20 protein-coding genes, 2 tRNA genes and 1 pseudogene are annotated in these 23,550 nt (G+C 63.3%); 8 read left to right on the top strand and 15 right to left on the bottom strand.

The window, feature by feature from the left end; genetic code table 11:
• The first annotated feature begins 35 nt into the window (after positions 1–35).
• Complete coding sequence (locus ACLBKT_RS08145) at positions 36–857, top strand: SDR family NAD(P)-dependent oxidoreductase (protein WP_410182425.1); 822 nt, start codon at positions 36–38, stop codon at positions 855–857.
• Between the two features lie 267 nt (positions 858–1,124).
• Here the strand turns inward: ACLBKT_RS08145 and ACLBKT_RS08140 are convergent, their stop codons facing one another.
• From ACLBKT_RS08140 to ACLBKT_RS08105, 8 genes and pseudogenes are all read right to left on the bottom strand, one after another.
• Positions 1,125–1,649, bottom strand: a complete 525-nt coding sequence (locus ACLBKT_RS08140) for a hypothetical protein (RefSeq protein ID WP_410182424.1) — start codon at positions 1,647–1,649, stop codon at positions 1,125–1,127.
• Positions 1,650–1,699: 50 nt separating this feature from the next.
• Entirely contained in the window at positions 1,700–2,596 is an 897-nt protein-coding gene (locus ACLBKT_RS08135; RefSeq protein WP_410182423.1) for a CPBP family intramembrane glutamic endopeptidase, read from the bottom strand.
• 51 nt (positions 2,597–2,647) lie between these two features.
• A pseudogene (locus ACLBKT_RS08130) lies at positions 2,648–2,758 on the bottom strand (M13-type metalloendopeptidase); the annotation flags it as partial.
• Positions 2,759–3,230: 472 nt separating this feature from the next.
• The gene (locus ACLBKT_RS08125) at positions 3,231–3,980 is read right to left on the bottom strand and encodes a hypothetical protein (protein ID WP_410182422.1); all 750 of its coding nucleotides are present in this window, start codon (positions 3,978–3,980) and stop codon (positions 3,231–3,233) included.
• A gap of 172 nt (positions 3,981–4,152) precedes the next feature.
• A complete protein-coding gene (locus ACLBKT_RS08120) occupies positions 4,153–4,575 on the bottom strand; it encodes a hypothetical protein (RefSeq protein ID WP_410182421.1) in 423 nt (140 codons plus the stop codon).
• Complete coding sequence (locus ACLBKT_RS08115) at positions 4,572–5,057, bottom strand: CPBP family intramembrane glutamic endopeptidase (RefSeq protein WP_410182420.1); 486 nt, start codon at positions 5,055–5,057, stop codon at positions 4,572–4,574. The genes ACLBKT_RS08120 and ACLBKT_RS08115 overlap by 4 nt, the downstream gene beginning before the upstream one ends.
• Before the next feature lie 309 nt (positions 5,058–5,366).
• A complete protein-coding gene (locus tag ACLBKT_RS08110; protein ID WP_410182419.1) occupies positions 5,367–6,047 on the bottom strand; it encodes a hypothetical protein in 681 nt (226 codons plus the stop codon).
• A gap of 33 nt (positions 6,048–6,080) precedes the next feature.
• Positions 6,081–6,824, bottom strand: a complete 744-nt coding sequence (locus ACLBKT_RS08105) for a hypothetical protein (RefSeq protein WP_410182418.1) — start codon at positions 6,822–6,824, stop codon at positions 6,081–6,083.
• Between ACLBKT_RS08105 and ACLBKT_RS08100 the strand changes: the two genes are divergently transcribed.
• The 3 genes from ACLBKT_RS08100 (at position 6,798) to ACLBKT_RS08090 (ending at position 14,771) form a co-directional block, all read left to right on the top strand.
• Positions 6,798–8,123: a helix-turn-helix domain-containing protein gene (locus tag ACLBKT_RS08100; RefSeq protein WP_410182417.1), complete on the top strand. Its 1,326-nt coding sequence runs from the start codon at positions 6,798–6,800 to the stop codon at positions 8,121–8,123. The two genes, ACLBKT_RS08105 and ACLBKT_RS08100, sit on opposite strands and share 27 nt — an antisense overlap.
• A gap of 27 nt (positions 8,124–8,150) precedes the next feature.
• Positions 8,151–8,597 (top strand): hypothetical protein, encoded by a 447-nt coding sequence (locus tag ACLBKT_RS08095; protein ID WP_410182416.1) that lies wholly within the window; start codon positions 8,151–8,153, stop codon positions 8,595–8,597.
• A gap of 210 nt (positions 8,598–8,807) precedes the next feature.
• Positions 8,808–14,771: a beta strand repeat-containing protein gene (locus ACLBKT_RS08090; RefSeq protein ID WP_410182415.1), complete on the top strand. Its 5,964-nt coding sequence runs from the start codon at positions 8,808–8,810 to the stop codon at positions 14,769–14,771.
• Between the two features lie 267 nt (positions 14,772–15,038).
• Here the strand turns inward: ACLBKT_RS08090 and ACLBKT_RS08085 are convergent.
• The 4 genes from ACLBKT_RS08085 to ACLBKT_RS08070 all read right to left on the bottom strand — a co-directional run bounded on the left by ACLBKT_RS08085 (position 15,039) and on the right by ACLBKT_RS08070 (position 18,123).
• Positions 15,039–15,115, bottom strand: a tRNA-Pro gene (locus ACLBKT_RS08085).
• A gap of 38 nt (positions 15,116–15,153) precedes the next feature.
• Positions 15,154–15,226, bottom strand: a tRNA-Ile gene (locus tag ACLBKT_RS08080).
• An 83-nt stretch (positions 15,227–15,309) separates the two neighbouring features.
• Positions 15,310–16,311, bottom strand: a complete 1,002-nt coding sequence (locus tag ACLBKT_RS08075; RefSeq protein WP_410182414.1) for a polysaccharide deacetylase family protein — start codon at positions 16,309–16,311, stop codon at positions 15,310–15,312.
• Between the two features lie 27 nt (positions 16,312–16,338).
• A complete protein-coding gene (locus ACLBKT_RS08070; protein WP_410182413.1) occupies positions 16,339–18,123 on the bottom strand; it encodes a histidine kinase dimerization/phospho-acceptor domain-containing protein in 1,785 nt (594 codons plus the stop codon).
• Positions 18,124–18,397: 274 nt separating this feature from the next.
• Between ACLBKT_RS08070 and ACLBKT_RS08065 the strand changes: the two genes are divergently transcribed.
• The 3 genes from ACLBKT_RS08065 to ACLBKT_RS08055 are packed head-to-tail and all read left to right on the top strand — an operon-like array spanning position 18,398 to position 19,685.
• Entirely contained in the window at positions 18,398–18,859 is a 462-nt protein-coding gene (locus tag ACLBKT_RS08065) for an Lrp/AsnC family transcriptional regulator (protein WP_068862764.1), read from the top strand.
• On the top strand, positions 18,856–19,302 hold the full coding sequence (locus tag ACLBKT_RS08060) for a GFA family protein (protein ID WP_410182412.1): 447 nt from the start codon (positions 18,856–18,858) through the stop codon (positions 19,300–19,302). The genes ACLBKT_RS08065 and ACLBKT_RS08060 overlap by 4 nt, the downstream gene beginning before the upstream one ends.
• A gap of 23 nt (positions 19,303–19,325) precedes the next feature.
• Complete coding sequence (locus ACLBKT_RS08055; RefSeq protein WP_410182411.1) at positions 19,326–19,685, top strand: hypothetical protein; 360 nt, start codon at positions 19,326–19,328, stop codon at positions 19,683–19,685.
• Between the two features lie 33 nt (positions 19,686–19,718).
• Here ACLBKT_RS08055 and ACLBKT_RS08050 read toward each other — a convergent pair whose 3' ends face one another.
• Positions 19,719–21,029: an NAD(P)/FAD-dependent oxidoreductase gene (locus ACLBKT_RS08050; RefSeq protein WP_410182410.1), complete on the bottom strand. Its 1,311-nt coding sequence runs from the start codon at positions 21,027–21,029 to the stop codon at positions 19,719–19,721.
• 137 nt (positions 21,030–21,166) lie between these two features.
• Positions 21,167–21,532 (bottom strand): hypothetical protein, encoded by a 366-nt coding sequence (locus tag ACLBKT_RS08045; RefSeq protein WP_410182409.1) that lies wholly within the window; start codon positions 21,530–21,532, stop codon positions 21,167–21,169.
• Between the two features lie 67 nt (positions 21,533–21,599).
• On the opposite strand from ACLBKT_RS08045, the gene ACLBKT_RS08040 reads away from it, so the two are divergent.
• Positions 21,600–22,190 carry a TetR/AcrR family transcriptional regulator gene (locus ACLBKT_RS08040; protein WP_410182408.1) on the top strand — a complete coding sequence of 197 codons (591 nt, stop codon included), beginning with the start codon at positions 21,600–21,602 and terminating at the stop codon, positions 22,188–22,190.
• 6 nt (positions 22,191–22,196) lie between these two features.
• On the opposite strand, the gene accC is transcribed toward ACLBKT_RS08040, so the two are convergent.
• Positions 22,197–23,546: an acetyl-CoA carboxylase biotin carboxylase subunit gene (gene accC / locus ACLBKT_RS08035; protein ID WP_410182407.1), complete on the bottom strand. Its 1,350-nt coding sequence runs from the start codon at positions 23,544–23,546 to the stop codon at positions 22,197–22,199.
• Positions 23,547–23,550: the final 4 nt, after the last annotated feature.

Below are 23,550 nucleotides of genomic sequence, written 5' to 3'. Positions count from 1 at the left end.
CGGGGCTGCAACGCGGGCACGAGGGAGGATAGGCGATGCAGGGATCACTGGCGGGCAAGGCGGCCATCGTAACGGGTGCGGCGCGCGGGCAGGGACGGGCGATCGCGCTTGCTCTGGCCGAGGCGGGCGCGGACGTGGCAATCTGCGATGTCGGCGCGGCAGCGATGCCCACGGTCGGCTATGCGATGGGCGGCGCGTTGGATGACGTCGCGCGCGGCATCGAAGCTCACGGGCGCAAGGCCGTGGCGATGGCCTGCGATGTCCGCGACCAGGCGCAGATCGATGCCTTCATGGCGGCGACGCTTGAGGCCTTCGGGCGGCTCGACATTCTGGTCAACAATGCCGGAATTCTGACCGGTGGGCTCCCCGCTCACGAACTGGATGATGCGATGTGGACCACCATGATCGACATCAATCTGACCGGCGCCTGGCGCATGGCGCGGGCGGCGGTGCCGGTGATGATCGCGGGCGGCGAAGGCGGGCGGATCGTCAATATCGCCTCGGTCGCAGGTCATGTCGGCACGCCCGGCTATGCGCATTACTGCGCCTCGAAACACGGGCTGATGGGGCTGACCCGCGCGATGGCGGGCGAACTTGCGGGCGAGGGGATCACGGTCAACGCGCTCTGCCCCGGGCTGGTGGATACACCGATGGTCGCCCACGCCACCGATGAAGTCGCCGCCGCGCGCGGCCTCACCACCGATGAGGCTTACGAACTCCAGCTCACACCGCATCTGATCAAGGAGAAGATCACCGCCGAACAATCGGCAGCGGCGGTGATGTATCTGGTGAGCGAACCGGCGCGGGTGGTGACGGGGTCAGCGCTGATGATCGATGCGGGATGGTCGGCAGTATGAAGCATGGGATCTGACAAAAACTCGTCGGGGAGAATGGGTTCGAGCGGAAGATTTCGAAACTTGGTTTATCCCAGATAATTACGTTATCTCTGGTACTTGGATAATTTCGACCGATCGCGTTCAAACCAAACCAGCACCGATCCCCCGTAAAGCCGCCGTGACCCTTCCGGAAACACGCATCCACCGCGCTCATGACCGCCGCCGGTTGGGGCGCTGCTGTCCTGAACGACGATCGATGCACGCCGTCGATGCCACTGCGGCGGACACCTATACCGTACATTGAAGCGATGCTCCTTCGCCCGTTGTGACGATCAGCATCCGTCCCCGTCGCTGGGCAGTCAGGAAGGGTTGCCAACTGCTCCCGCCTGATCTCGTTGCGGCTGCGCCAATGATCCTGCGCTGCCGATCAAGCAGGAATATCTGACCGTCTTTGACAGCAACCGCCGCGATCGCCGCATCATCGCAGCGCGCCGCAAGCACCTTCGTCGTCGGCTCAAGATCGCCCAGCAACGCCAGCCGTTCGCGATAGGCCGCCATTGCGCACGCATTGTGATCCTCGGCGAAAGCGCAATGGCTGCGGCGCAGGAACCACTGGCTTTGTGGCTCGAACCAGGGCGAGTTGGGCAGAGCGCCGGCCGCGAGCGCCCGTGCCAGCTCGCTGTCGAGCGCGCGCAGCGTCCGATCGCCGCAGACCAGCTGATCTGTCGCGAACACGGGCGCGCTGCAATCGGCAGTCTGCTGTTCGGCGGGCGGAGGCACAGGAGCGGTTTGCAGGGTTGCCGCGCTGGCCATGTCAAGCACCGCAGCGAGCAGCGACACCTTCGCCAGTGTCAACCCCATGTTCAGGCGTTCGCCAATTGCAGATCAGGCGCTTCCTTCACATGGCGCCACGACGGAAGCACCACGTTGCCGGTGCGTACCGCCTTTACCGCCAGCCACACCCCGGTGGTGGTGGCGATCAGGCAGGGGATCAGCGAGGCTTCGAGCCCGAAACCACCGCCGGTCATCAGATCGGGCCCGGTGAACACCGTCTTGAACAGGCCGGGTTGCGCGATGCTGCCCGAAACCACTCCGCCGAACACCGCCGACTGGGTGTAGTTCCACGCGATATGGAAACCGATTCCCAGCCACAGCCGCCGGGTCAGCATATAGGCCGCCGCAAGCAGCAGCCCTGCCTCAATGCTGATGAAGATCGCGCCGGTCAGCGTTGCGTCCGGGTTCATCAGGTGGACAGCGCCGAACACCACCGAGGACACCACCACCGAGATCCAGCTCCCGAGCCATTCCTCGACGATGCGGTAGAGCGCGCCGCGGAACAGCAGTTCTTCGAGAAAGCCCGCGCTGCACGCCTGATACAGCGCGGGGATCATCACCACCACAGGGTTCATGCCCTCGATCCGACCATATCCGAGCACGATCAGCACCACTACGCCGAGGGTGTAGAGTCCCGCGCCGACCAGCAAGCCGATGCCCAGCTCCTTGAGGCCGGGGCTCAGCGCCAGATCGCTGGGCTCGCGACGCTCGATGAAACGCGCAAAGCCGACATAGACCCACATCGCGAGCGCAACCATTCCCGCCACGCCGAAGCTCGCCAACACGTGATTGCCCGCCGACAGCTCCAAAAACGCATTGCTGAAACCGAGGCAGTAGAACAGCGGGGTGCCGAGCAGGATGAGCTTGATCGGCGGGAATTGCAGGATGCGCAGCCACAGTGGTGCCGCTTCGGTCTGGTCGGACATGACATGATCCCCTTGTCATTGGTCGGAAAGAAGGTGTGCCGCCCTGCATCCTCACCAGATGCGCACGCGCTGTTCGGGCCGCAGGTAGAGCTTGTCACCCGGCTTGACCCCGAAGGCCTCGTACCAGGCGTCGACATTGCGCACGACGCCGTTGACCCGGAAGTCGCCGATCATCTGTTCGGGGCTGCCGGGTTGGTCGGTGCTGTCCCTCGCCAACGCGATAAGTCCTGCGACGCGCTGTTCCGTGGCGAGATAGACCTCGACCGAGGCATCGATATAGGGAACGCCGTCAGGCGGCGTGGCTGTCTTGAGCCACGCTTCGTTGACATAGCGGTAGAAGTCGTCGCCCGGGCGGACAGTGGCTGAAAAGCCAGTCGGATCGACACCCCAACCGGGCAATCCCAGAGCGGGAGTGGCACGCGCCGCAGCCACAGGTTGCAGCATGAGGGCGACCGCCGAGGCGGTCATGAGCAGTGACTTCATTGCACTCCTCCCGATGACAAACTCCCACGCTTGGCAACGCATAAGCGGCATCGACATGCGGCTGACCGGGTTTGCCTCACACCCCGGTCGGCCGCCTCGCGTCATGCGCAGAGCGCGGGACTTCGAGCTGTCAACACCTTCGGAAGAGCGGTCAGTCCCGGCAGGTGCGAGGCGAGACGCTCTCGATCGAGTAGATCGTGCCACCGCTCGAGTTGGTCACGATGCATTGCTGCGAAGCCTCACGCCAGAAGGTCATGTAGCGCGTGTCGCCGTTGATCTTGTTGTCGCGCATCACGAAGCCGCGGCTCAGCAGCTGGCTGACGGCATATTTGCGGTCCTGGCCTTGCAGGTCGTTGAACTCGGCATAGGCGCTGTAGCCGCCGCCGTAGTTGTAACCGCTGCGGTAACTGGTCTGGTTGGACCTCTCGCGCACGCCGCTGTCATAGCCCGACGAATAGGAGTCCGAGCGGTTGTAGTTGTGATAGGCCTGTCCGTAGAGCCCGTCGCGGTGGCCGCGTTCGAATTCGGACATGCCGCGCTCGTCGTAGTCCTTGTCTCCGCGATGGTGCGACTTGCTGGCGAGTGCCGCGATGCCGAGCAGCGCTGCGGCGCCGACAGCGATCGCCGCAGTCTTGTCGCCGCTGCCGCCCTTCTGATTGCAATCAGCATTGGTTGTCTGGTCGATCGACTGGAAATCGCCGTCGTACGTCACGACCTTGATGCATTCCTTGGTGTTGCCGTTCCACCAGTAGTTGATCTTCCTGTCATGGTCGGCGTGTCCCGAAATCAGGTGGAAACCGCGAAATTCGAGCTGGTCGTTACCGCTCGAACCTTTTGCTCCTACCAGATCGCGGACCGACCCCGGTGTCTTGGCGACGGCAGCAACCGGCGCAATAACCATCGCTGCGGTCGCCAAAAGTGCACACGCTCTACTTGCAATATTCATCTCAGATCCCCCTTCCACCAAACCCAAATCTGAGTGCGGAAGGTGACATAAGTTTGTCCCGAGAGCATTGGACAATTAAGGCCACTATCTGGACGTTTCGCGCCAGCAGGAGGTTGACTGGCCAGCCCTATCCGGTCGCGCCGATGGTGATGGTGAAGTTCGTCGTTTCACCGCGGCGTGCGGCGTTGCGCATCATGTAGAGATCGACCGTGTAATCGCCCGATGACGGGATCACCTCGGTCATGGTGTTGCCCGATGTCGAGCCGATGAACATGGCCTGCGCTGCGCCCGGCGCCGTCACGTTGAAATAGGTCGAACCGTTGCTGGCATTCAGCGTCACGGTCATCGTCTGCCCGGCGCGCAGGTTCACCACGAACTGGCGCGACTGATCCCCCTTGAGAGTGCCCTTGATTGTCTTGGATGACTTGCCCTTGGCGAACTGCACGCGTTCGGTCTTGGCGTTCTGTGCTTCGGCAATCGTGGCAAAAGGAATGGTCGCAGCCGTCACGGTCAATGCCGCTGCAGCGAGAGGAAGTAGATAACGCATCATGTCTCTCCTGCTGGATGGGCTGGGGGTTGTGCTCCGTCGTCGCGCCAGCCCGCGCGCACGCTTTCGCTTCGCACAAGCCACAGCCCGTAGAGGAACAGCGGACCGGTCAGGATGAGGCCGAAGGTCAGTTGCTGCTGCAACAGGTCCGGGTCGGGCGCGGCGGCCTTGTCGGCGCCGCTGCCGACAAGGAACACGACAAAGTCCCACACAGCATGGATCACCATGATCGGAATGATCGAGCGGGTCCGGATACGGATTGCCAGATAGGCGCCGCCGCTCATGAAGGCATTGAGCGCCTGCACTCCGGCCCCGGCCAGTTCCCCGGTCAGCACAGCGTTGAACACATGGACCGAGCCGAAGGCGAGCGTGACAAGTAGGAAGGCGGGCCAGAACGAAAGCGCCTTGCGTGCCGCGCCCCACAGCACGCCGCGAAACGCCAGTTCCTCGCTGAACCCCACGATGGCAGTGTTGATCAGCACCATCGTCACTGCGGCAGCATCGAGCTTGCCGGTGGTCAGCCCGACCGCGGCGAGGCCCGCCAGATACAGAGCCGGCAGCCACAGCAGCTTCCACCAGCCCGGCGGAGAGGGTGCATGGAAACCGAGATCCCGCCAGCCATGCCGTCACAGCCAGAAACAACGCCGCCCCGGCCACACCCCAGGCAAGGTGCTTCGTCACCAGATCCTGCAGGCTTATCTCGGAATCGATCAGCAGGGTGGGCACCACCAGGGTGATCGATGCCCAGATTGCAACGACAATGATCGACAACAAAAGACGCGGACGCGGCGAAGTCATGGCGTGACATCCTCCATGGTGGCGACCAACACGACAAATCCGGTCATGAAGATGAGGATCGCCGCCGTCACCGTTGCACCCACGGCGTTGGCGGCGGCAACGCCCGTCCCGCAGGCGAGCTTGCTGCGGAACCACAAGGTCTGCTGCGCCAGATACCAGATGAGGCCTCCCACAAAGACGCCGTTGGACACCATTCGCGCGCCCGCCCAGTGCATATGGCTGATTGCCGCGCCGACCCCGATCAGCAGGGTGATCGGGGCGGTCACGAAGCATTGGGCGTAGAACACCGGCCGCAATGTCTCGCGGTCCAGCATGGTACCCAGCTTCTGCATCAACCGAAGCGCGAGGATCAGCGGCAACAGGCTGAACATGAACACCCGAAAGATCAGCAGGTTTTGGGTATCTTGCAGGATGGTGGGCAGGGCGCCTTGCAAGCCTGCGGGCGCGGCCCGTTCCAACAGGTGATTGATGACCAGGCAGATCATCAGGAAGAGCGGCGGGCTCAGCGTGTCGCTATATTGTTCGGACTGCACATCGCCGAGCTCGGTATCGGCATAATCCATCATCCGCTGCGGATGGCGGATGGTGAGGAACAGCGTGCGCGGGAAGAACACCAGCATCACCATGACTTCATAAAGCAGCTCTTCGAGCGACTTGATCAGTCTCATGAAGTCCATCGGCCGATCCCCCTGCCGCGCCAGCTGTGCCGCTTAATCGCCGGTTAGGAAGACGTCGGGAATCTCATAGGTCTCGGTTCCGAGCCTGGCGATCGTCACGTCGCCCTTCTTCGTCGAACTGATCGGCATCGCCGCTGTGCCATCGGCCTCGGCGGTGGAGAATGACAGGAAGCTGCCGTCGGGATTGAAAAAGATCGCGCGCTTGGTTCCGTCGGCCAGCTTCACCTCGACCGTGATTCCGGCGTCGCCGCCGCGGATCACACCGGCTTCGCACTGGCCCGCTGCGGCACCTTTGTATCCGGCACAGGAAATCTGCGCAGTGGCGTTGTAATTGGTGCCTGCCACAAGCGCGTCGCCCTCGCTCGACAGGCCAGCGTGGTCATTCGGGACCGATACGAGTGTCACGCCGTCGATCGTGGTGAGGACCTTGCCGTCGAGCTTATCGGCTTCCGCCTGCGTCGGGCACCCGACCAACGCGGCACTGTCGTCAAGGTAATCGACGGTTGCCGCGGTCTCGCTGATGCGGCGGCACGGCGCACCCGGGCCGGGATAGCCGTCGCCGACCACCGTAAGGCTGTCGGGCCAGACAAAATCCGCGGATGGCGCGGCCGCCGGCGCATCATCGCCCGGGGAGGCGGCATCATTGCAGCCCGACAAGAGGATGATGGCAGCGCCAGCCCAGAGAATTCCGACGGTTTTCCGAATATTGTCCATGATCCCCCCTCTGCCGTGCCGTAACGCGGCCCCGGGATGATATTGCGTCAGCGCGCGGCCCATGACCATTGTCATTGTTCGCCAATTTTTGGACAAATCACGCCACTGGCGCTGCTTCACACGCGTGAAGCAATAACGATAACTTGTCTTTTCATCCATTTAGGTTTTTACTGCCTGGGAGACCGGATCGCCGGTCTTTGGGACACCACGGCCATGTTTGATCCGCTTGACTGGCGCAGTCTACAGGTCACAGCCGATACCGCGTTCGACCTTGCGCGAACGGGGCGCGCTGACGCAGAATTTGCGATCAGCATGCTTGGCACCAAAGCGCAAAAGCAAGTGCCGACCGCGACCGCGCTGCATTTCGGTCAATGGCTCGACTGGCCGGAATGGCTTCGGGATGGCACATCGCTTACCGATCCGGGCCCGCTGCCAGCCAAGGTGTCGATGGCGGATGATCTGATCATCATCGGCAACATTATCGACAATGCCGACTACTTTGCGCTGGTAGAGCGGATGCTCACCTCGCCGCGGCCGGTCATCGGCACAACTGGTGCGCTGTCACTGCTGCACGCGCCTGACTTGGGGCTGGCATTGGCATCGCTGGTGCGGGCAATGGCAGCGCAGAACCCGTTCGTGTTAATCCACATCGAGGAGCGCGGTGATGTGGTCGATGTCGCGTTCCTTCCGCCATGGCCGATGGGGCCGCTGTTTCGCTTCACGGCGAGCGCCGGCTTGGCCGTCATCTACCGCGCGGTCGAATCGCTGCATTGTAACGATCTCGGGGCGATGGTGATCGAGACGCATCTTCATGATTTCCCAGCAGCGCAGCCCATGCTGGCCCGCTACGATTGCCGGGTTATCCCTTCGACCGGGGGCGATTGTCTGCGCTTTCCGCGTGCATGGCTGGACACGCCCAACCCGCATCATGATGCCATGCTGTGGGCGGTGGCGCAGACCAAGCTGTCGGCCCTCGAGAACGAGACGGGCGAACCTGACGATGTCGCCGCCGTGCGCGCTTTTATCGTCCAAATGCTGATGTGCGAGCATCGCGTGCCCCGGCTCAAGCAAGCAGCAGCGCATCTCAACCAGTCCGGCCGGACCATCGTACGGCAGCTCGCCCGTCACGATGTCAGCTTTCATGCGTTGGTCGAACAGGAGCGCAAAGCGCGGGCGATACTGCTGATTGCGGACCAATCCGTCTCGCTGGCCCAGGCGGCGCGGCTTTTGGGTTTCAGCGATATGTCCAGTTTTGGCCGCTCGTTCCGCAGCTGGTTCGGCGATACGCCCGGCAATCTGCGCAAGCGTTGGGCAAACCACGCTGCGGTGGCGACACCACCGGGTTTTCGCGCCCATTCCTGAGATGACACGGTGCGCGGGGCTTCCCGTATGCCCAAGGTTGCGCCGTTGTCCCTGATTGGCCTCGACATCGCCGCAGCCCTGCTCTCCGCGCCCAACGCGCCATTGACCAGTGCCAACCTGCTCTGGGCCAAAGACGGGTTTGTACGCGACATGGCCAGCTGGTGCATGGCGGTGAGCTGGTTGATCGCTGCCGATGGCATCGTCAGTCTTGTCGTCTTGGCAGCAAGCGGAGTGTTCGGGGCTTGGCATGAACAGCGGCGGGGTGCGGTCATGGCGAGCGTCGGTCAATCGGGAGGGCCACGCGACGGGGCAACGACGATGGCAGGGTTCTGTCTTTCGCTGTTTGTCGGCGGGCTGCTTGGCACCTGGCTGGGCCGTCAATTTGTCTCTCTGCCAGTTGCGACGGAAGGTCTGACTTGGGGGCGTTTGCAGATGGTCTGCTTTCGCCTCGCGAGAAGCGATAGCTGCCCTTGATCCCAGCCGAGTAGAGTGTCGTCCCCCGACCCGTACCTGATCGCAGATCAGCCACCCTTACCGTCGGCCCCAGCCAGAAGGCAGCGATACGACGTCGCGAAGTAGCCACTTAGCAAAGCGCTGGAAAGTTTCGCCAAGTTGAGCGCGTTTTACCGATTCTAAATGCCACCGCTGTAGCCGTGCAACGGTCTAGAAAATTGGGGGACACTCATGGCTGTGTATGTGCGTTCGGGCGACGAGATTGTCGTGAATTCGACCTATGCGAGGTCACAAGCGCAGTCGGATGTGACACGGCTTGCTAATGGCGGCTTCATCGTCACGTGGATTGACGCTGACTTCAGCACAACGGCCAATCGGTTTGTCAGGGCGCAGATGTTCAATGCCGATGGCAGCGCCTCCGGCTCGGAATTGACGCTGCTCGGTCCGCTTAATGGTGCGATTAGCCCCACGATAACGGCGCTTGCCAATGGCGGCTTCGTGGTGACCTATGGCGGGATGCCGCGGGCCGCCATCTTCGACGATACCGGCGTCCAGATCGGACCGACCTTGTCTCTCGGCACATCATTCGCATCGTCGATGGCATCGACGGGGCTTGCCAGCGGCGGCTTTGCCGTCGTGTGGAGCGACAGCCGCAGCAGCGGTGCCGACACGTCCGGTTCGGGCATCCGTGTTTCTACCTTTGATGAGGCAGGAAACGCCGTGATCGGAGATGTTCTGGTCAACACCACGACCAGCGGCAATCAGGCAGATGCCTCGGTCGCATCGCTTGCCGGTGGCGGGTTCGTTGTTACCTGGACCGACCGGTCCACCAGTTCATGGCTGATCAAGGCGCAGATTTTCGATGCGACCAACACCAAGGTTGGTGGAGAATTCACCGTCAATTGGTCGGCGGGCCCCAATGCCGCATCGGTCGAATCATCGGTAGCCGCGCTGACGAATGGCAATTTTGCGGTGGCCTGGTACGAGGGCTCGCTACACCGGATCCAGGTTTTCACCGCCTCGGGCGTGCCTGTCGGGGCCGAGATTGCGGTTGCCGCGGGCTTTTCCGGCACGCAGGCCGGACCGGAACTGACGGCACTGAGCACTGGCGGTTTCGTGCTCACATGGGTCGGCAATGCTGGCGCGCTCTCTGACGGTTCAGGATCGGGCGTCTATTTTCAAGCCTTTGACGCCGCAGGCGCGCCGATCGGATCGGTGCAACTGGCCAACTCCACGCTGGCAGGAGACCAGATCCTGCCCAGCGTCGTCGCGCTCGATAATGGCAGCTTTGCGATCACGTGGACCGATCTGAGCGTAGCCGGGAAAGACAATGATCAGATCCGCAGCCAGATTTTCGTTCTGAACGAACCGGGCACCCCGCCGAGCGAAGTTACCATCACGTCGGCCGGAGGCGGTGCCTCGGCAACCATCCATGCCGTTGAAGGCGACACCGCCGTGGCATTTGTGACGGCACAGGCTCCGCAGGGCAGTCCTGCTGTGCAGTATGCCATCACGGGCGGTGCCGATGCGGCGCAGTTCACCATCGATGCCGCGACCGGTCTGCTTCGTTTTGCTGTGCTGCCGGACTTCGAGGCACCGACCGATGCAGGCGCCGACAACGTCTATGACGTGGTCGTGACCGCCAGCAATGGCATCACGGCAGACAGCCAGACTTTGACGATCCAGCTGACAGACATGAACGATGCGCCGGTCATCACCTCACCGTTGGCGTTCTCGATCAACGAAAACACCGTTGCCGTGACGACTCTGGCAGCCACCGATCTGGACGGAGACGCCGTCTCCTTCACCATCGTCGGCGGAGCTGACGCGGCACGATTTGCGATTAACTCCCAGACCGGAGCGCTCAGCCTGATCTCCGCGCGCGATTTCGAAGCGCCAGCCGATGCCAACGCTGACAACGTCTACGTCGTCTCGGTCAGGGCTGAAGACGCCAACGGCATGATTTCGGCCGAGCAGACGATCTCTGTCACCATCAACAATGTCATTGAAGGCACGGCAATCGTCTCGAATGGCGGCGGCACGTCAGCAGCGATAAGCATGACCGAAAACTTGACCGCCGTGACGACCGTCACCGCTGTCGATTATGCCGGGTCTACGGTCACTTACGCGATCAGCGGTGGCGTGGACGCGGCAAGGTTTACCATCAATGCCGCAACCGGCGCTCTGGCGTTTGTCGCTGCGCCCAATTTCGAAGCCCCGAACGATTCCGGCCTCAACCGCGTCTATGACGTCGTTGTTTCGGCGAGCGACGGGATCGTCACGGACACCCAAGCTCTGGCGATCACTATCACCAACGTCAACGAAGCGCCGGTCATCACCTCCAACGGCGGCGGCAGCACAGCAAGCATCGCGCTCACTGAAGGTTCGACTTATGTCGGCATGGTCGCATCGACGGACCCAGAAGGCACGGCGCGCACCTACTCGATCATTGGCGGCGCAGATGCCGCACGGTTCGCCATTACGGCGAGCAGCGGTGTCCTGACACTCACCAGCGCTCCCAATTTCGAAGCCCCCACCGATGCCAATGGCGACAACGTCTATGACGTCATCGTGCAGGCGAGCGATGGCGTGCTGACCGATACACAAGCCATTTCGGTCAACATTACCAACGTCAATGAGACGCCTGTCATCTCCTCGCCCGCTGCGTTCACAATTCAGGAAAACACGGTGCTTGCGGGCACGGTGGTTGCCGCAGACCCCGATGGTGTGCCGCTGGCGTTCGCGATCACGGGCGGCCTGGATGCTGCACGTTTCGCCATCAACGCCCAAACCGGCCAGTTGTCCTTCCTCGCCTCGCCCAATTTCGAAGCACCGGCCGATAGCAATGCCGACAACATCTATCAGGTGATCGTGCGCGCCAGCGATGGCGTGCTGAGCGCCTCGCAGACGGTCAATGTTACCGTGTCGAACCAGTTTGACTCGCCCGAATTTACGTCGCCGGCAAGTTACAGCGTCGCCGAAAACACGCTTGCGGTTGGCACGCTGGCGGCAGTTGCTCCCGGAAATCTGCCGATCACCTACGCCATCAGTGGTGGGCTTGATGCGGCACGCTTTGCGGTTGATGCACAGACCGGCGCGCTGAGCTTTGTGGCCGCTCCCAATTTCGAAGCGCCGAACGACAGTGGTGCGAACCGCATCTACAACGTGACGGTTAGTGCCAGCAGCGGTGGCGAAACGAGCACACGCGCACTGGCCATCACGCTCACCAACGTCAATGAAGCGCCGATCATCTCCTCAAACGGCGGAGGGGACATCGCCAGCGTGTCGGTGGCGGAGAACGGCACGACCGTAACGACCGTGGTGGCCACTGATCCCGAAGGCACCGCGCGAACCTACGCGATCATCGGCGGGGCCGATGCCGCGCGCTTCTCAATCGTTTCGACGAGTGGCGCCTTGCGCTTCATCACTGCGCCGAACCACGAAAGCCCGACCGACGCCAACGGTGACAATGTCTATGAGGTTATCGTTCGCGCAAGCGATGGCACATTGAGCGACAGCCAGACCTTGCTGGTTGGCGTGACGAACGTGAACGAGGCGCCGACGATCACTTCCAATCTCGGCAACACCACCATCGCGCTGGCCGAAAACACGCTGGCCGTGACCACTGTCACCGCCAGCGATCCTGATGGCACCGCGCAGACCTATTCCATTGCCGGCGGAACCGATGCCGCCCGCTTCACCATCGATGCCGCGTCCGGCGCGCTGGCGTTTGTGCAAGCCCCCGATTTCGAAGCGCCAGGCGATGCCAATGCGGACAACAGCTATCAGGTCATCGTGCGGGCCAGCGATGGCACGCTTTCGGCCACGCAGACGCTGACGATCGTCGTGGGCAACATCAACGAAACGCCTGTGATCGGCTCCGATGGCGGGGCCGACAGTGCCACCCTTCAGGTGCTGGAGAACACCACCGCTGTCACCACGATCGTCGCCAGCGATCCGGAAGGTACGCCGCGCAGCTATGCGATTGCCGGCGGCAGCGATGCGGAAAAGTTCACGATCGACGCAGCGACCGGTGTGCTGCGCTTTGTTGCGGCTCCGGATCACGACATTGCCGGAGATGCCGATGGCAACAATGTCTACGAGGTGATCGTACAAGCCAGCGATGGCTCAACCGCCGATACGCAGGCATTGTCCATTGCGGTCGGCAACGTCAATGAAGCGCCGGTGCTAGCGCCGGTGGCTACGCTCCCGGTCCTTGAAGGTCAGCTTGCCGCCGGGACCATCGTGGCCACCGACGTGGACGGACAGGCACTCGTCTTCAGCATTTCGGGCGGTGCGGATGCAGCACTGTTTGCCATCGATGCGGAAACGGGGGCCCTCAGCATCCTTGCTGCACCCGATTTTGAAGCGCCCGCCGATGGCGATGCCAACAATCTCTACGATGTCGAAATCACCGTAAGTGATGGCAGCTTGTCTGCGTCACAGGCGCTGACAGTCGCAGTGATCCTGTCTGACGAAGCGCCTCTGTTCACGTCGGGCGCAAGCATCGGCGCGGTGGAAAACGCAAGCGCAATTGGCTTCGTGACCGCCATCGATCCCGAAGGAGCCACGCTAGCCTATGCCATCAGTGGCGGCGCCGATGCCGCGCTGTTCTCAATCGATGCCGCAAGCGGTGCGCTGTCGTTTACCATGGCACCCGATCACGAAGCGCCAGCCGATGGCAATGGGGACAATCTCTACGAAATCGTGATCACCGCCACCGATGGGCTCAACACCACGGCCCAAACGCTGTCGGTGTCCGTGGCCGACGTCAATGAGGCCGTTGTCATCACATCTGCGCCGTCCTTCGCGCTGAGCGAGAACGTCACTGCCATTGGCAATGTCGCTGCGGTTGACCCCGAAAACTCGCCCATCACCTTCGCCATTGCGGGCGGTGCCGATGCGGCGATATTCGCAGTCGATGCCAATACGGGAGCGCTTACTTTCGTTACCGCACCCGACTTTGAAGCGCCGGGCGATGCCAATGGTGACAACCTGTACGAAGTGAACGTAAGCGCCAGCGATGGTGTGTCCGAGACGATGCAGGCCGTAATCGTGGCGGTGGGCAACGCCAATGAAGCGCCGCAGATTATTTCGGTGCCGGCCATGACGGTGACTGAAGACAGCATTACCGTGGGGTTGGTGACCGGCACGGACATCGATGGTGACGCTCTGACCTACGCCATCACCGGCGGCGCAGATGCGCGCCGCTTTGCCATTAACTCCGCCACCGGAGTGCTGAGTTTCGTCTCTGCGCCAAACTTCGAGGCGCCTGCCGATGTTGACGCCAACAATGTTTATGACGTCGTCGTCACTGCCAGCGATGGCACGCTCTCGGGCAGCCAGACGCTTGCCATTACGGTCGGTAACGTCAACGAGTCACCGGTGATCTCGTCGTTCGGCGGGCAGAACGTTGTGAACCTCCTGCTCAGCGAAAATTCCAATTCCGTAGCGGCCATATCCGCCAGCGATCCCGATGGATCGGCGCTGACCTACAGCATCGGCGGCGGTGCCGATGCGGCGCGGTTTGCAATCAATACCGTAACCGGACAACTCTCGTTCATCACAGCGCCCAACTTCGAGGCACCGGTCGATGTAGGAGCCGACAATAACTATCAGGTGATCGTCAATGTCACCGACGGCGAGTTGAGCGACAGCCAGACCTTCTCAATAAACATTCTCGATGTCATCGACGGTATTACCCTCACGGGAACATCGGCAGGCAACACGTTGACCGGCGGAACGGGCGATGACGTGATCAATGGCTTGGCCGGTAATGATACATTGAACGGCGGAGCAGGTGCCGACCGGATCGACGGCGGCAACAACAACGACGTGATTATCGGCGGGGCAGGCGCTGACCGGCTCACGGGCGGTACCGGCGCAGACACCTTCACATTCCAGAACCTCAGCGACAGTGGTCTGGACAACATCGATTTCATCACCGACTTCTCGACCTCGCAAGGCGACAGAATTTCGCTCAGTGCCATCGATGCCAACGCCAACGTAGCGGGAAATCAGGCGTTTACCTTCATCGGTACAGCAGAATTCTCAAACGCAGCGGGCCAGCTTCGCTATTACCAATCGGGCGGTGATACTTTTGTCACCGGCGATGTGAACGGGGATGGTGTCGGCGATTTCGTGATACGGCTGGATCCGCTGTTGATGCTGGCTTCAACACACTTCGTTCTCTGAGGTGGCCGCCTTCACGACATCGCAGGTCGCAACCTAACGTCAGACATGGGTCGGTGGCAGAACGGCAACTTCTAGAGCAGAGCGGACCCGAATCCGCCGACCGACCACAGCGGTGATACCGTCACGATCAACCAAGCGCGGATGTGCGTCATGCGATGCGCATCGGCCTTGGTTGCGGCGCAGGCAGTTGCAAAGCCCGTCGCGGTGTCGAGGAATGTGTCACGGTGTTCCTGAGGAAAACCGGAGAAAAACGGGAGTTTGAGAAACTGGTCGGGGAGACAGGATTCGAACCTGCGACATCTTGCTCCCAAAGCAAGCGCGCTACCGGACTGCGCCACTCCCCGACTCTGTTTCGTCACGCCCGCTCCGCGCTCGCCTCCGGTGGGCCCGGCAGGATTCGAACCCGCGACCTAGCCGTTATGAGCGGCCAGCTCTAACCGCTGAGCTACAGGCCCTTGGAAACAAGGCACCGGAACGCAGGGCGAGCCTGAGCCCCTACTCTGCCGCCGACAGGGAGACAAGCAGGTAAACGTGCCGCCTATCCGCCGGTTGCGGCGATGATATCGGTCACTTTGCACGTCGTCACTCCGCGCGCGGTGAGGCGGGCATAGACCGTCTCCAGCCAGCCGTAGAGCGCGTCCACGTCCGCAGGGGTGGAGGTGTAGGGCGTATAGCCGGGCGCGAGGGAGGGGCTGTGGAGCGACAGCACCAGCACCGGAAGACCGTCATCCAGCGCGATATCGATGCCGCGCAGCGCCTCTTGGCTTGAGACGCCTTCCGGCGTCAGCGCGATCCGCTCCAATAGGCCCAGTCGCGATAAAGCGCCCATGCCGCGCGGGATCCGCTCGCCGATCCGTTGCAGCGGTCGGCCCATGCCGCGCAGGCGTCCGGCATGAACCGATGTGACCGGCAGTTCGAGCAGCCGCATCGCGCCGTCGACCCAATAGGGATCAAGCGGATGCGCGGTATAATCCGGCCCGCCGCCCGCACTGTAATCGAACAGCGAGCGCACCGAGGTGTCGATCCTGATTCCGGCCTGCTTCAACAGGTCGGCGGTGTGCGGCCCCAGGCCATATCGCCCCGCGCGGTAGATCAGCGGTGCGGTGCCGAACCTGGCTTCAATCGCATCGCGCAGACCCGTGAACTTGGCCATCTCCAGCGCTTGCGGGAGATTGCCGGCAAAGGAGTTGAAGGCGCTCACCTCTTCGTCGAAGGGCGGGTTCACCCACGGGTGCAATTGCACACCGACTTCCGCCGTGCCGCGCCGCACCGCATCGCCTATGATCTCAATGGCGCGCGCACTTTGCACGATCGGCCAATCGACCAGATAGACCGGGTGCGCGCCGATCCTCTCGCAGAAAGCCTGAAAGCGCGGGATCGCCTCGACATGCTTGACGCCGTAGCCGTCACGCCGGAAGGGGGCGGCCCAATTGAAACACTCTTCTGTATCGACGGTCAGCAGCACGCGCTGGCCGAAGCCGGGCGCAAAGGCGGCCCTGCGCCCGGCTGGCGGCACATCGAGCATTGATCCCGTGGTCATTGTCCCCGCACGCTCCCGCGCATCAGCCTAAGCCTCAAGGGCGCTAGGCAGAGCGGGAATTTCGGTCAAGAGCGGCAGGGTCAGCACCAGCGTCGCGCCATCGCGCCGCAACGCACCGTCTGCCGCGCGCGCCTCGGCCCGAGCCAGACGTAGGGCAAAGCCGGTGCCGAACAACCCGGCATTGATCGCGCTTTCCGCAGATCGGGTCGTCGCAGCAAACAGGTTGTCTTCGGCTGCGAGCCGCACGGGCAGAGCGCAAACCAGCCGCGCCATTGCGCCGCCCGCGCCGATCAGGGGATCGAGCTGCACCGCAATCCGTTCACCCCCACCGCAAGCCGCGCCGAGGCTGGCAAGCAGCCGCCACACCAGAGCTTCGGCGTCCTCAGGGTCGAGCCCGATCAACAGCGTGGCCGTATCGGGGAAGGCGAGGGCAAGCCCTGCGCCCTGCGGTGCCAGCACCGGATCCAGTTGTGCAGCGGTGCGGCGCACCAAGGCCGCCAGATCAGCCTCGCCCGGTTCGATCCTGATGGCCCCGGTCTCCAGCCGCGCCAGCCGGTCAAGCTCTTCGAACCCGGCCAGAATGCGCGCAGCATCGGCAGCGATGGCGGCGGCGAGCGCGCGGTATTCGTGGGGGGCAGGGCCGAATAGCTGCTGCTGGATCACCTCGGCATAGCCCTGCACGGCGGTGACAGGCGTGCGCAGCTCATGGAGCAGCTGGCGGATGCGGTCAGCCTCGCGTGCTTCGGGGCCGGTAGAGGCGTTGGCCGCATCGGGTGCGCGGCGGAACCGACCGAAATAGCCGGTGAAGTGGCCTTCCTTGCTGAAGCGCGGCTCGGCATCGACGATCCAGTCACCCATGATCGCAGGCGCTCCGGCCAGACGGATTTCGCCGCCGGTGATCGGTTGACGGCGAGCGAAGGCACGGGCGAGGCTCGCGTGGCCCGTGCCATCCCCGTCGCCGGGGCTCGAAGCGAACAGCCGGGTGCCAACCACCATCGGCGCGACGTCGCTGACGGCCCAGGCGATCCGCCCGCTGGTGTCCGCGGCAAATCCGAAGCTGGAGATGGTGCGCTGGTTGCGCTCGGGCAATTCGTCCAGCGGCAATCGCGGCGAGCTTTCCAGATCCACCGGGCCGTCACCGCGCGTTCGGCGGAACTGGGCGATCCGCTCCACCAGCGCGGAGATCTCGGTGCGGCCATTTTCGTCCCGGTCGCGCTGACGAATCGGGATGGCGGAGGCTGCGGGACGCCCATCCTCGGGAGCCTTGTGCAACAGGATCGGCGCGGACGGCGGGGGAGGGCTGGGCTCGGCCGCGGGCGCGAGCATCGCGGGTGCGACCTGCGGATCGGCCTCTGCAGCGGCAGGGGCGGGGAGGCCGCGATCATGCACGCCGAGCCGCGAGAGCAACGCTTCGACATCGATCGGCAGATCGCGGCGCAGGCGCAGAAACCCGCGCGCGCGCACCGGCAGGCGTGGGATCAGCGCGGTCCAGTCATCCGAGGTCAACTCCGCGCGGTTCAAGGCGGCCGAAGCCACTTCGGGTTCGTGATCGGACAGGTGCGACGCCAGATCGGGGCTGCGGAACCGCCAGCCAGGCTCGCGGATGATTTGTGCGCGGGTGGCGGCAGGGATCGCCTCGGCCAGCGCGTCCATCCGCAGCCATGCAGCGGCCAGCAGGCTTGGATCGCTCGCGCGCGGATGGACGCGGTCCTTGCCCAGCAGATCGAGCAATTGCCGGTACTGTGTGCGCAGGCTCGCCTCGCCAGTGGCGCGTTGGCGCAGCACGGTGGCTAGGCGATCATCGAAGAACAAATACGTCTCCCCAAGCGGGCGCAGGCAACACGAATCACACACACCGAAACCCGGCGCCGCATACCCATACGCCGCGCCAGCCTGTTCGTCCTATCAGGATGGAACGATAGTCACAGTCTGACGCGCAAGGCGCGTTGCAAAGCGGGACAATTGCTGGCAGACCTAATAATATTAGCCAAGCGAGCCATCCGGCGCGCGTCTTGTTTCTTTACGATCATAGTGCACGCGCGTTGCCGTGGGGTGAACGCTGGCGTGATGGGGGAGCTTCAGCCACGTGGCCAATCTCGACGATATCGACCGCCGATTGCTGGCGGAATTGCAGGCAGAAGGCCGCGTCACCAATGTCGAACTCGCTCAGCGCGTCGGGCTGACCGCCCCGCCATGCCTGCGCCGGGTGCGCGGGCTGGAAGAGGACGGTGTGATCCGCGGCTATCACGCCGATCTTGACCCGTCCAAACTCGGCTTTGCCATCACCGTCTTCGCGATGGTCAGCCTCAAGAGCCAGGCCGAAAGCAGCTTGCGCGAGTTCGAGGAACATATGCGCGCGCTGCCCGAAGTGCGCGAGTGCCACATGCTTAATGGCGAGATCGATTTCATTCTCAAGATCGTCAGCAAGGATTTGCAGAGCTTCCAGGAGTTCCTCACCGGCAAGCTGACGCCCGCGCCCAATGTCGAAAGCGTCAAGACCTCGCTCACGATCCGCACGGCCAAGCAGGAACCCGGCGTTCCCCTGTGAGTGAAGCGGCCCGCCTTGCGGAGCCTGTCACCGGGCGCTGCCTGTGCGGCGCGGTGACGATCACGGTGACGGCGATGCGGAGCGAGGTCGATATCTGCCACTGCGCGATGTGTCAGCGCTGGGGCGGGGCATTCTACGCCGGCGTGAAAGGCGAAGCGGCTGACGTGACGGGTGAGGATGCGGTGACGGTCTATCGCTCCAGCCCGTGGGCCGAACGCGCCTTTTGTGGCACTTGCGGCAGCAATTTGTGGTACCGCTTCCTGCCGACCGGCGGGCGCTCGTTTCTGGCGGGCCTCTTCGATCTGCCGCCGGGCTTCGGGATCGAGCAGCAGATTTTCGTCGACGAAAAGCCCGATTGGTATGATATTGTTCAGGAAAGCCCGATGAAAACGGGCCCTGAAGTGATCGCCGAGGCGATGGCGCAGGGGCTCACCTTCGAATAGTTGCCGAGGGAGATGAGTGCCCTGTGATTGCCGAGCCGCCGCCACCCGATCCCGTCCCGTTGGCCGCCGAAGCGCCATCTCCTCTTGCCGAGGGCGGGGTGGTGATCGACCTCACCCAATTTGTGCCGAAGCCCCCGCATGAGGATTGCCGCGCGGACGATCCCGACCCGCTCAATCCGGCCATCGTGGTGTGCGAGACTACCGACTCCTCGCCGCGCCTTGGCCCGATGGTGGGGCCGATCGACGAGGAATTCGGCAGCGCCATCCCGCGCGCCCGGTTCAAGCTGTCAGAGAATGCCGAGGCCGAGGCCAATCTCATCAAGCAGGGGGTCGGCGGGTTTGATGCGGACGGGGCAGAAGTGCGGCTGAAGATTGACTTCTGAGATCAAGTCTCGCTGTCGCGGCGCGAGACGCGGTCAGTGCAGCTTGAGCCTGGGCCGGACGATGCGGTTCACTCGGCCCACCAGCATCAGGAAGGTCGCCTTGATCCAGCCGTGGATACCGATCAGGTGCAGCCGGTAGAGCGAAGTGTAGATGAACCGGGCCAGCCGCCCCTCGATCGCCATGCTCCCGCCGATCAGGTTGCCCATCAGGCTCCCCACGGTCGAAAAACGGCTGAGCGACACCAGCGAACCCTTGTCTTGATAGACGAAGTGTCGGAGCGGCTTTCCGCGTTGCATCCGGCAGATATTGTCGAACACCGTGCCCGCCATCTGATGCGCCGCCTGCGCGCGCGGGGGGACGGGGCGATCCTCGCCGGGCGGGGTGTAGCTGGCGCAGTCGCCAAGCGCGAAAATGCTCGGATCAACCGTCGTCTGGAGCGTGTCGGTGACAAGGATCTGGTTGCGCGCATTGGTCTCCAGGCCGAGGCCTGAGAGATAGTCCGCCCCCTTCACGCCCGCCGCCCAGACGATCAGATCGGCCTCGATCACTTCGCCTGTTCTGGTGATGAGCTGGCGCGGGCGGGCTTCGACCACCTGCACGTCAGGGCGGACCTGCACGCCGAGCACGCCGAGCTCATGCTTGGCCGCAGCGGCCAGCTTTTCGGGCAGGGCAGGCAGAATGCGCGGCCCCGCTTCGAGCAGGGTCACGTGCATTCGGCTCTCGTCGAACACCTCCAGCCCGTAGTGCCGCAGGGCGCCCGCCGCATTGTACAGCTCGGCCGCGAGTTCCACCCCGGTTGCCCCGCCGCCGACGATGGCGATGCGGACCTGTTCGTTGGCGGTCGGATCATTCATCATCGCCCGGCTGACGCGCAGGCAATGGTTGAGCAGCCGGGTGCGGAACCGGTCCGCCTGCGCGCGGCTGTCGAGATAGAGGCAATGCTCCTTCACCCCCGGAACGCCAAAATCGTTCGACACGGACCCCATCGCCAGCGCGAGGATATCGTAGCGGATGGTGTGCGCTTCGATCAGTTCGCTTCCGTCCTCGTCCGTCACGGGCGCGAGGCTGATGGTCTTGGCCTCGCGGTCGATCCCGTCGAGGCTGCCCTGGAAGAAGCGGTAGCCCCAGCGATAGCAATGCCCGCGATAGCCGACCTCATCGAGGTTCGCATCGAGCGAGCCTGCTGCGACCTCGTGCAGCAGCGGCTTCCAGATGTGGGAGAGGTTCTTGTCGACAAGGATGATGTCGTGCCGCTTGCGGCCATACTTGGCGCCGAGCCTGCGGACCAACTCGAGCCCGCCCGCGCCCCCGCCGACGACGACAATCTGGGTCTTGCGGTTCATTCGGCACTCCTTGCCACACGTCGTCCAGCGCAATCCCGTGCCCCTGTTAGCGGGTGCGGTGGACAATTGCGCGTCAAATCAACGTGGCGACATGCAACTTGTGTTGCAGTGCAGCATGAATGCCACAGGCGCGCGCGTCAATCGCCCGGATCGAGCCGCCCGAAGAAGCCGATCACCTTCACGACCTTGCCCGCATCATTGACCTCGGTGACGTCGAAGCCCTCCATCACGGTCTTGCCGTCCATGTCGATCGCCCAATGATGGCGGCAGAAATTGTTCTGCATCTCGATCCGGCTGTTGTGGCGATAGACCGCGGTGGGGAAGGCGGCGCGGGTGTCCTCGACCATCTTCAGGAAGGGTTCGCGCCCGATGATGTTGTGGCGCGGATCGACGAAATGGACGTTGTGCTCCATCGAGGCCTCGGCCATCGCGCGGCGCTGCTCGGGATCGGGTGTGTTCCAGATGGCGAGCATCGTCTTGAGGTTTGTTTCGTAAGGCGGCATCTTCGACTCCATAAACCGACCAGCGGTTTGTTTTGTGCGAAACCATATCCGCAGTAAAGGGGTGATCATGCCAACCCAGCAGCAGAGGTCAGACTCGACGCGCGAGGCATTGCTGGCGGCGTGTCGCAAATTGCTTCTGGAACAGGGGCCTGAGGCGACAACACTGGCCGCCGTGCTGGCCGAAACGGGGCTGAGCAAGGGCGCGCTCTACCACCACTTCGCCAGCAAGGCCGAGCTGATCGCGGCGATCTACAAGGCCGAATCCAAGGGCGCGATTGCCCGCGCGCTGGCCCAAGCGGAGCAGGCGGGGGCGACTGCGCCGCTCGTCCAATTGACCACGATGTGCGCCGCGTGGCTGGAGGAAATCCGCGCGCCCGATGTCGCGGCGATCCTCCTGCGCATCGGCCCCACCGCACTTGGTCTGGAAGAAGCGCAGCGGATCGAGAACGCCAACAGCCTCGCTCTGTTCGAACGCCAGCTGGCGCGGGCGGCTGAGGCTGGGGAAATCGGCGCGATCGACCAGCCGCTCGCCGCGCGGTTGGTCAACGCGCTGATGACCGAACTGGCTATGGCAAGCCTGCGGGGGCGCGGACAGTCGCTGCCCGATGTGCGGGCGCTGATCCTCGCGGTGCTGAAGGGGATGGAAGGCGCGGGCTGACCGGGATCAGCCCTCGCGCTCCTCCAGCCACTTTTCCAGCCACTTGATCGAATAGTCGCCGTTCAGCACGTCGGTCTCGCGCAGCAGTTCCTGGTGGAGCGGGATGTTGGTCTTGACTCCCTCGACCACCATTTCCTCCAACGCGCGGCGCAGGCGCATGATGCAGCCTTCGCGGTTGCGGCCATAGACGATCACCTTGGCGATCATCGAATCGTAATAGGGCGGGATGCGGTATCCGGCGTAAAGCCCTGAATCGACGCGCACATGCATGCCGCCGGCCGGGTGGTAATAGGTGACGAGGCCGGGCGAGGGCGCGAAGTTGAAGGGGTCTTCGGCGTTGATCCGGCACTCGATCGCGTGGCCGGTGAACTCCAGATCCTCCTGCGCCACCGACAGCGGCTTGCCCTCGGCAATGCGGATCTGTTCGCGCACCAGATCGACCCCGGTGATCGCTTCCGTCACGGGGTGTTCGACCTGAAGCCGGGTGTTCATCTCGATGAAGTAGAACTCGCCGTTTTCCCACAGGAATTCGATCGTGCCCGCCCCGCGATAGGCCATGTCGCGCATCGCCTTGGAGCAAACCTCGCCCATCCGCATCCGCTCTTCGGTCGAGATGACCGGGGAGGGGGCTTCTTCGAGCACCTTCTGGTGGCGGCGCTGCAAGGAACAGTCGCGCTCGCCCAGATGGATCGCGTTGCCCTGACCGTCGCCGAACACCTGGAACTCGATGTGGCGCGGGTTGCCGAGATATTTCTCGATATAGACCGTGGCATCCCCGAAAGCAGCCTTCGCCTCGGAGCCCGCCTGCTGCATCAGGGTTTCGAGCTTGTCCTCGCTCTCGCACACCTTCATGCCGCGCCCACCGCCGCCAGAAGCGGCCTTGATGATCACAGGATAGCCGATGTCCTTGGCGATGCGGCGTGCCTCGTCGAAGTCGGAGACTGCGCCATCCGAGCCCGGCACCAGCGGCAGGCCGAGGGCGCCCGCGGTGCGCTTGGCCTCGACCTTGTCGCCCATGGTGCGGATGTGTTCGGGCTTGGGGCCGATCCAGATGATGTCATGCGCTTCGACGATGTCGGCGAACTTGGCGTTCTCCGACAGGAAGCCATAGCCCGGGTGGATCGCATCGCACTGGGCGATCTCGGCGGCCGAGATGATGTTGGCAATGTTGAGATAGCTCTCGCCCGCAGGCGGTGGGCCAATGCACACGGCATGGTCGGCGAGCCGCACATGCATCGCGTCGGCATCGGCGGTGGAGTGCACCGCGACCGTCTCGATCCCCATTTCGTGCGCCGCGCGGTGGATGCGCAGCGCGATCTCGCCGCGATTGGCGATCAGGATGCGTTTGATGCCCATGATG

The sequence above is a fragment of the Erythrobacter sp. W302b genome (assembly GCF_046452395.1).
GTDB lineage: Bacteria > Pseudomonadota > Alphaproteobacteria > Sphingomonadales > Sphingomonadaceae > Erythrobacter.
Note: the sequence above shows the minus strand (reverse complement) of the source record. Positions and strands in the feature narration are given on the sequence as shown.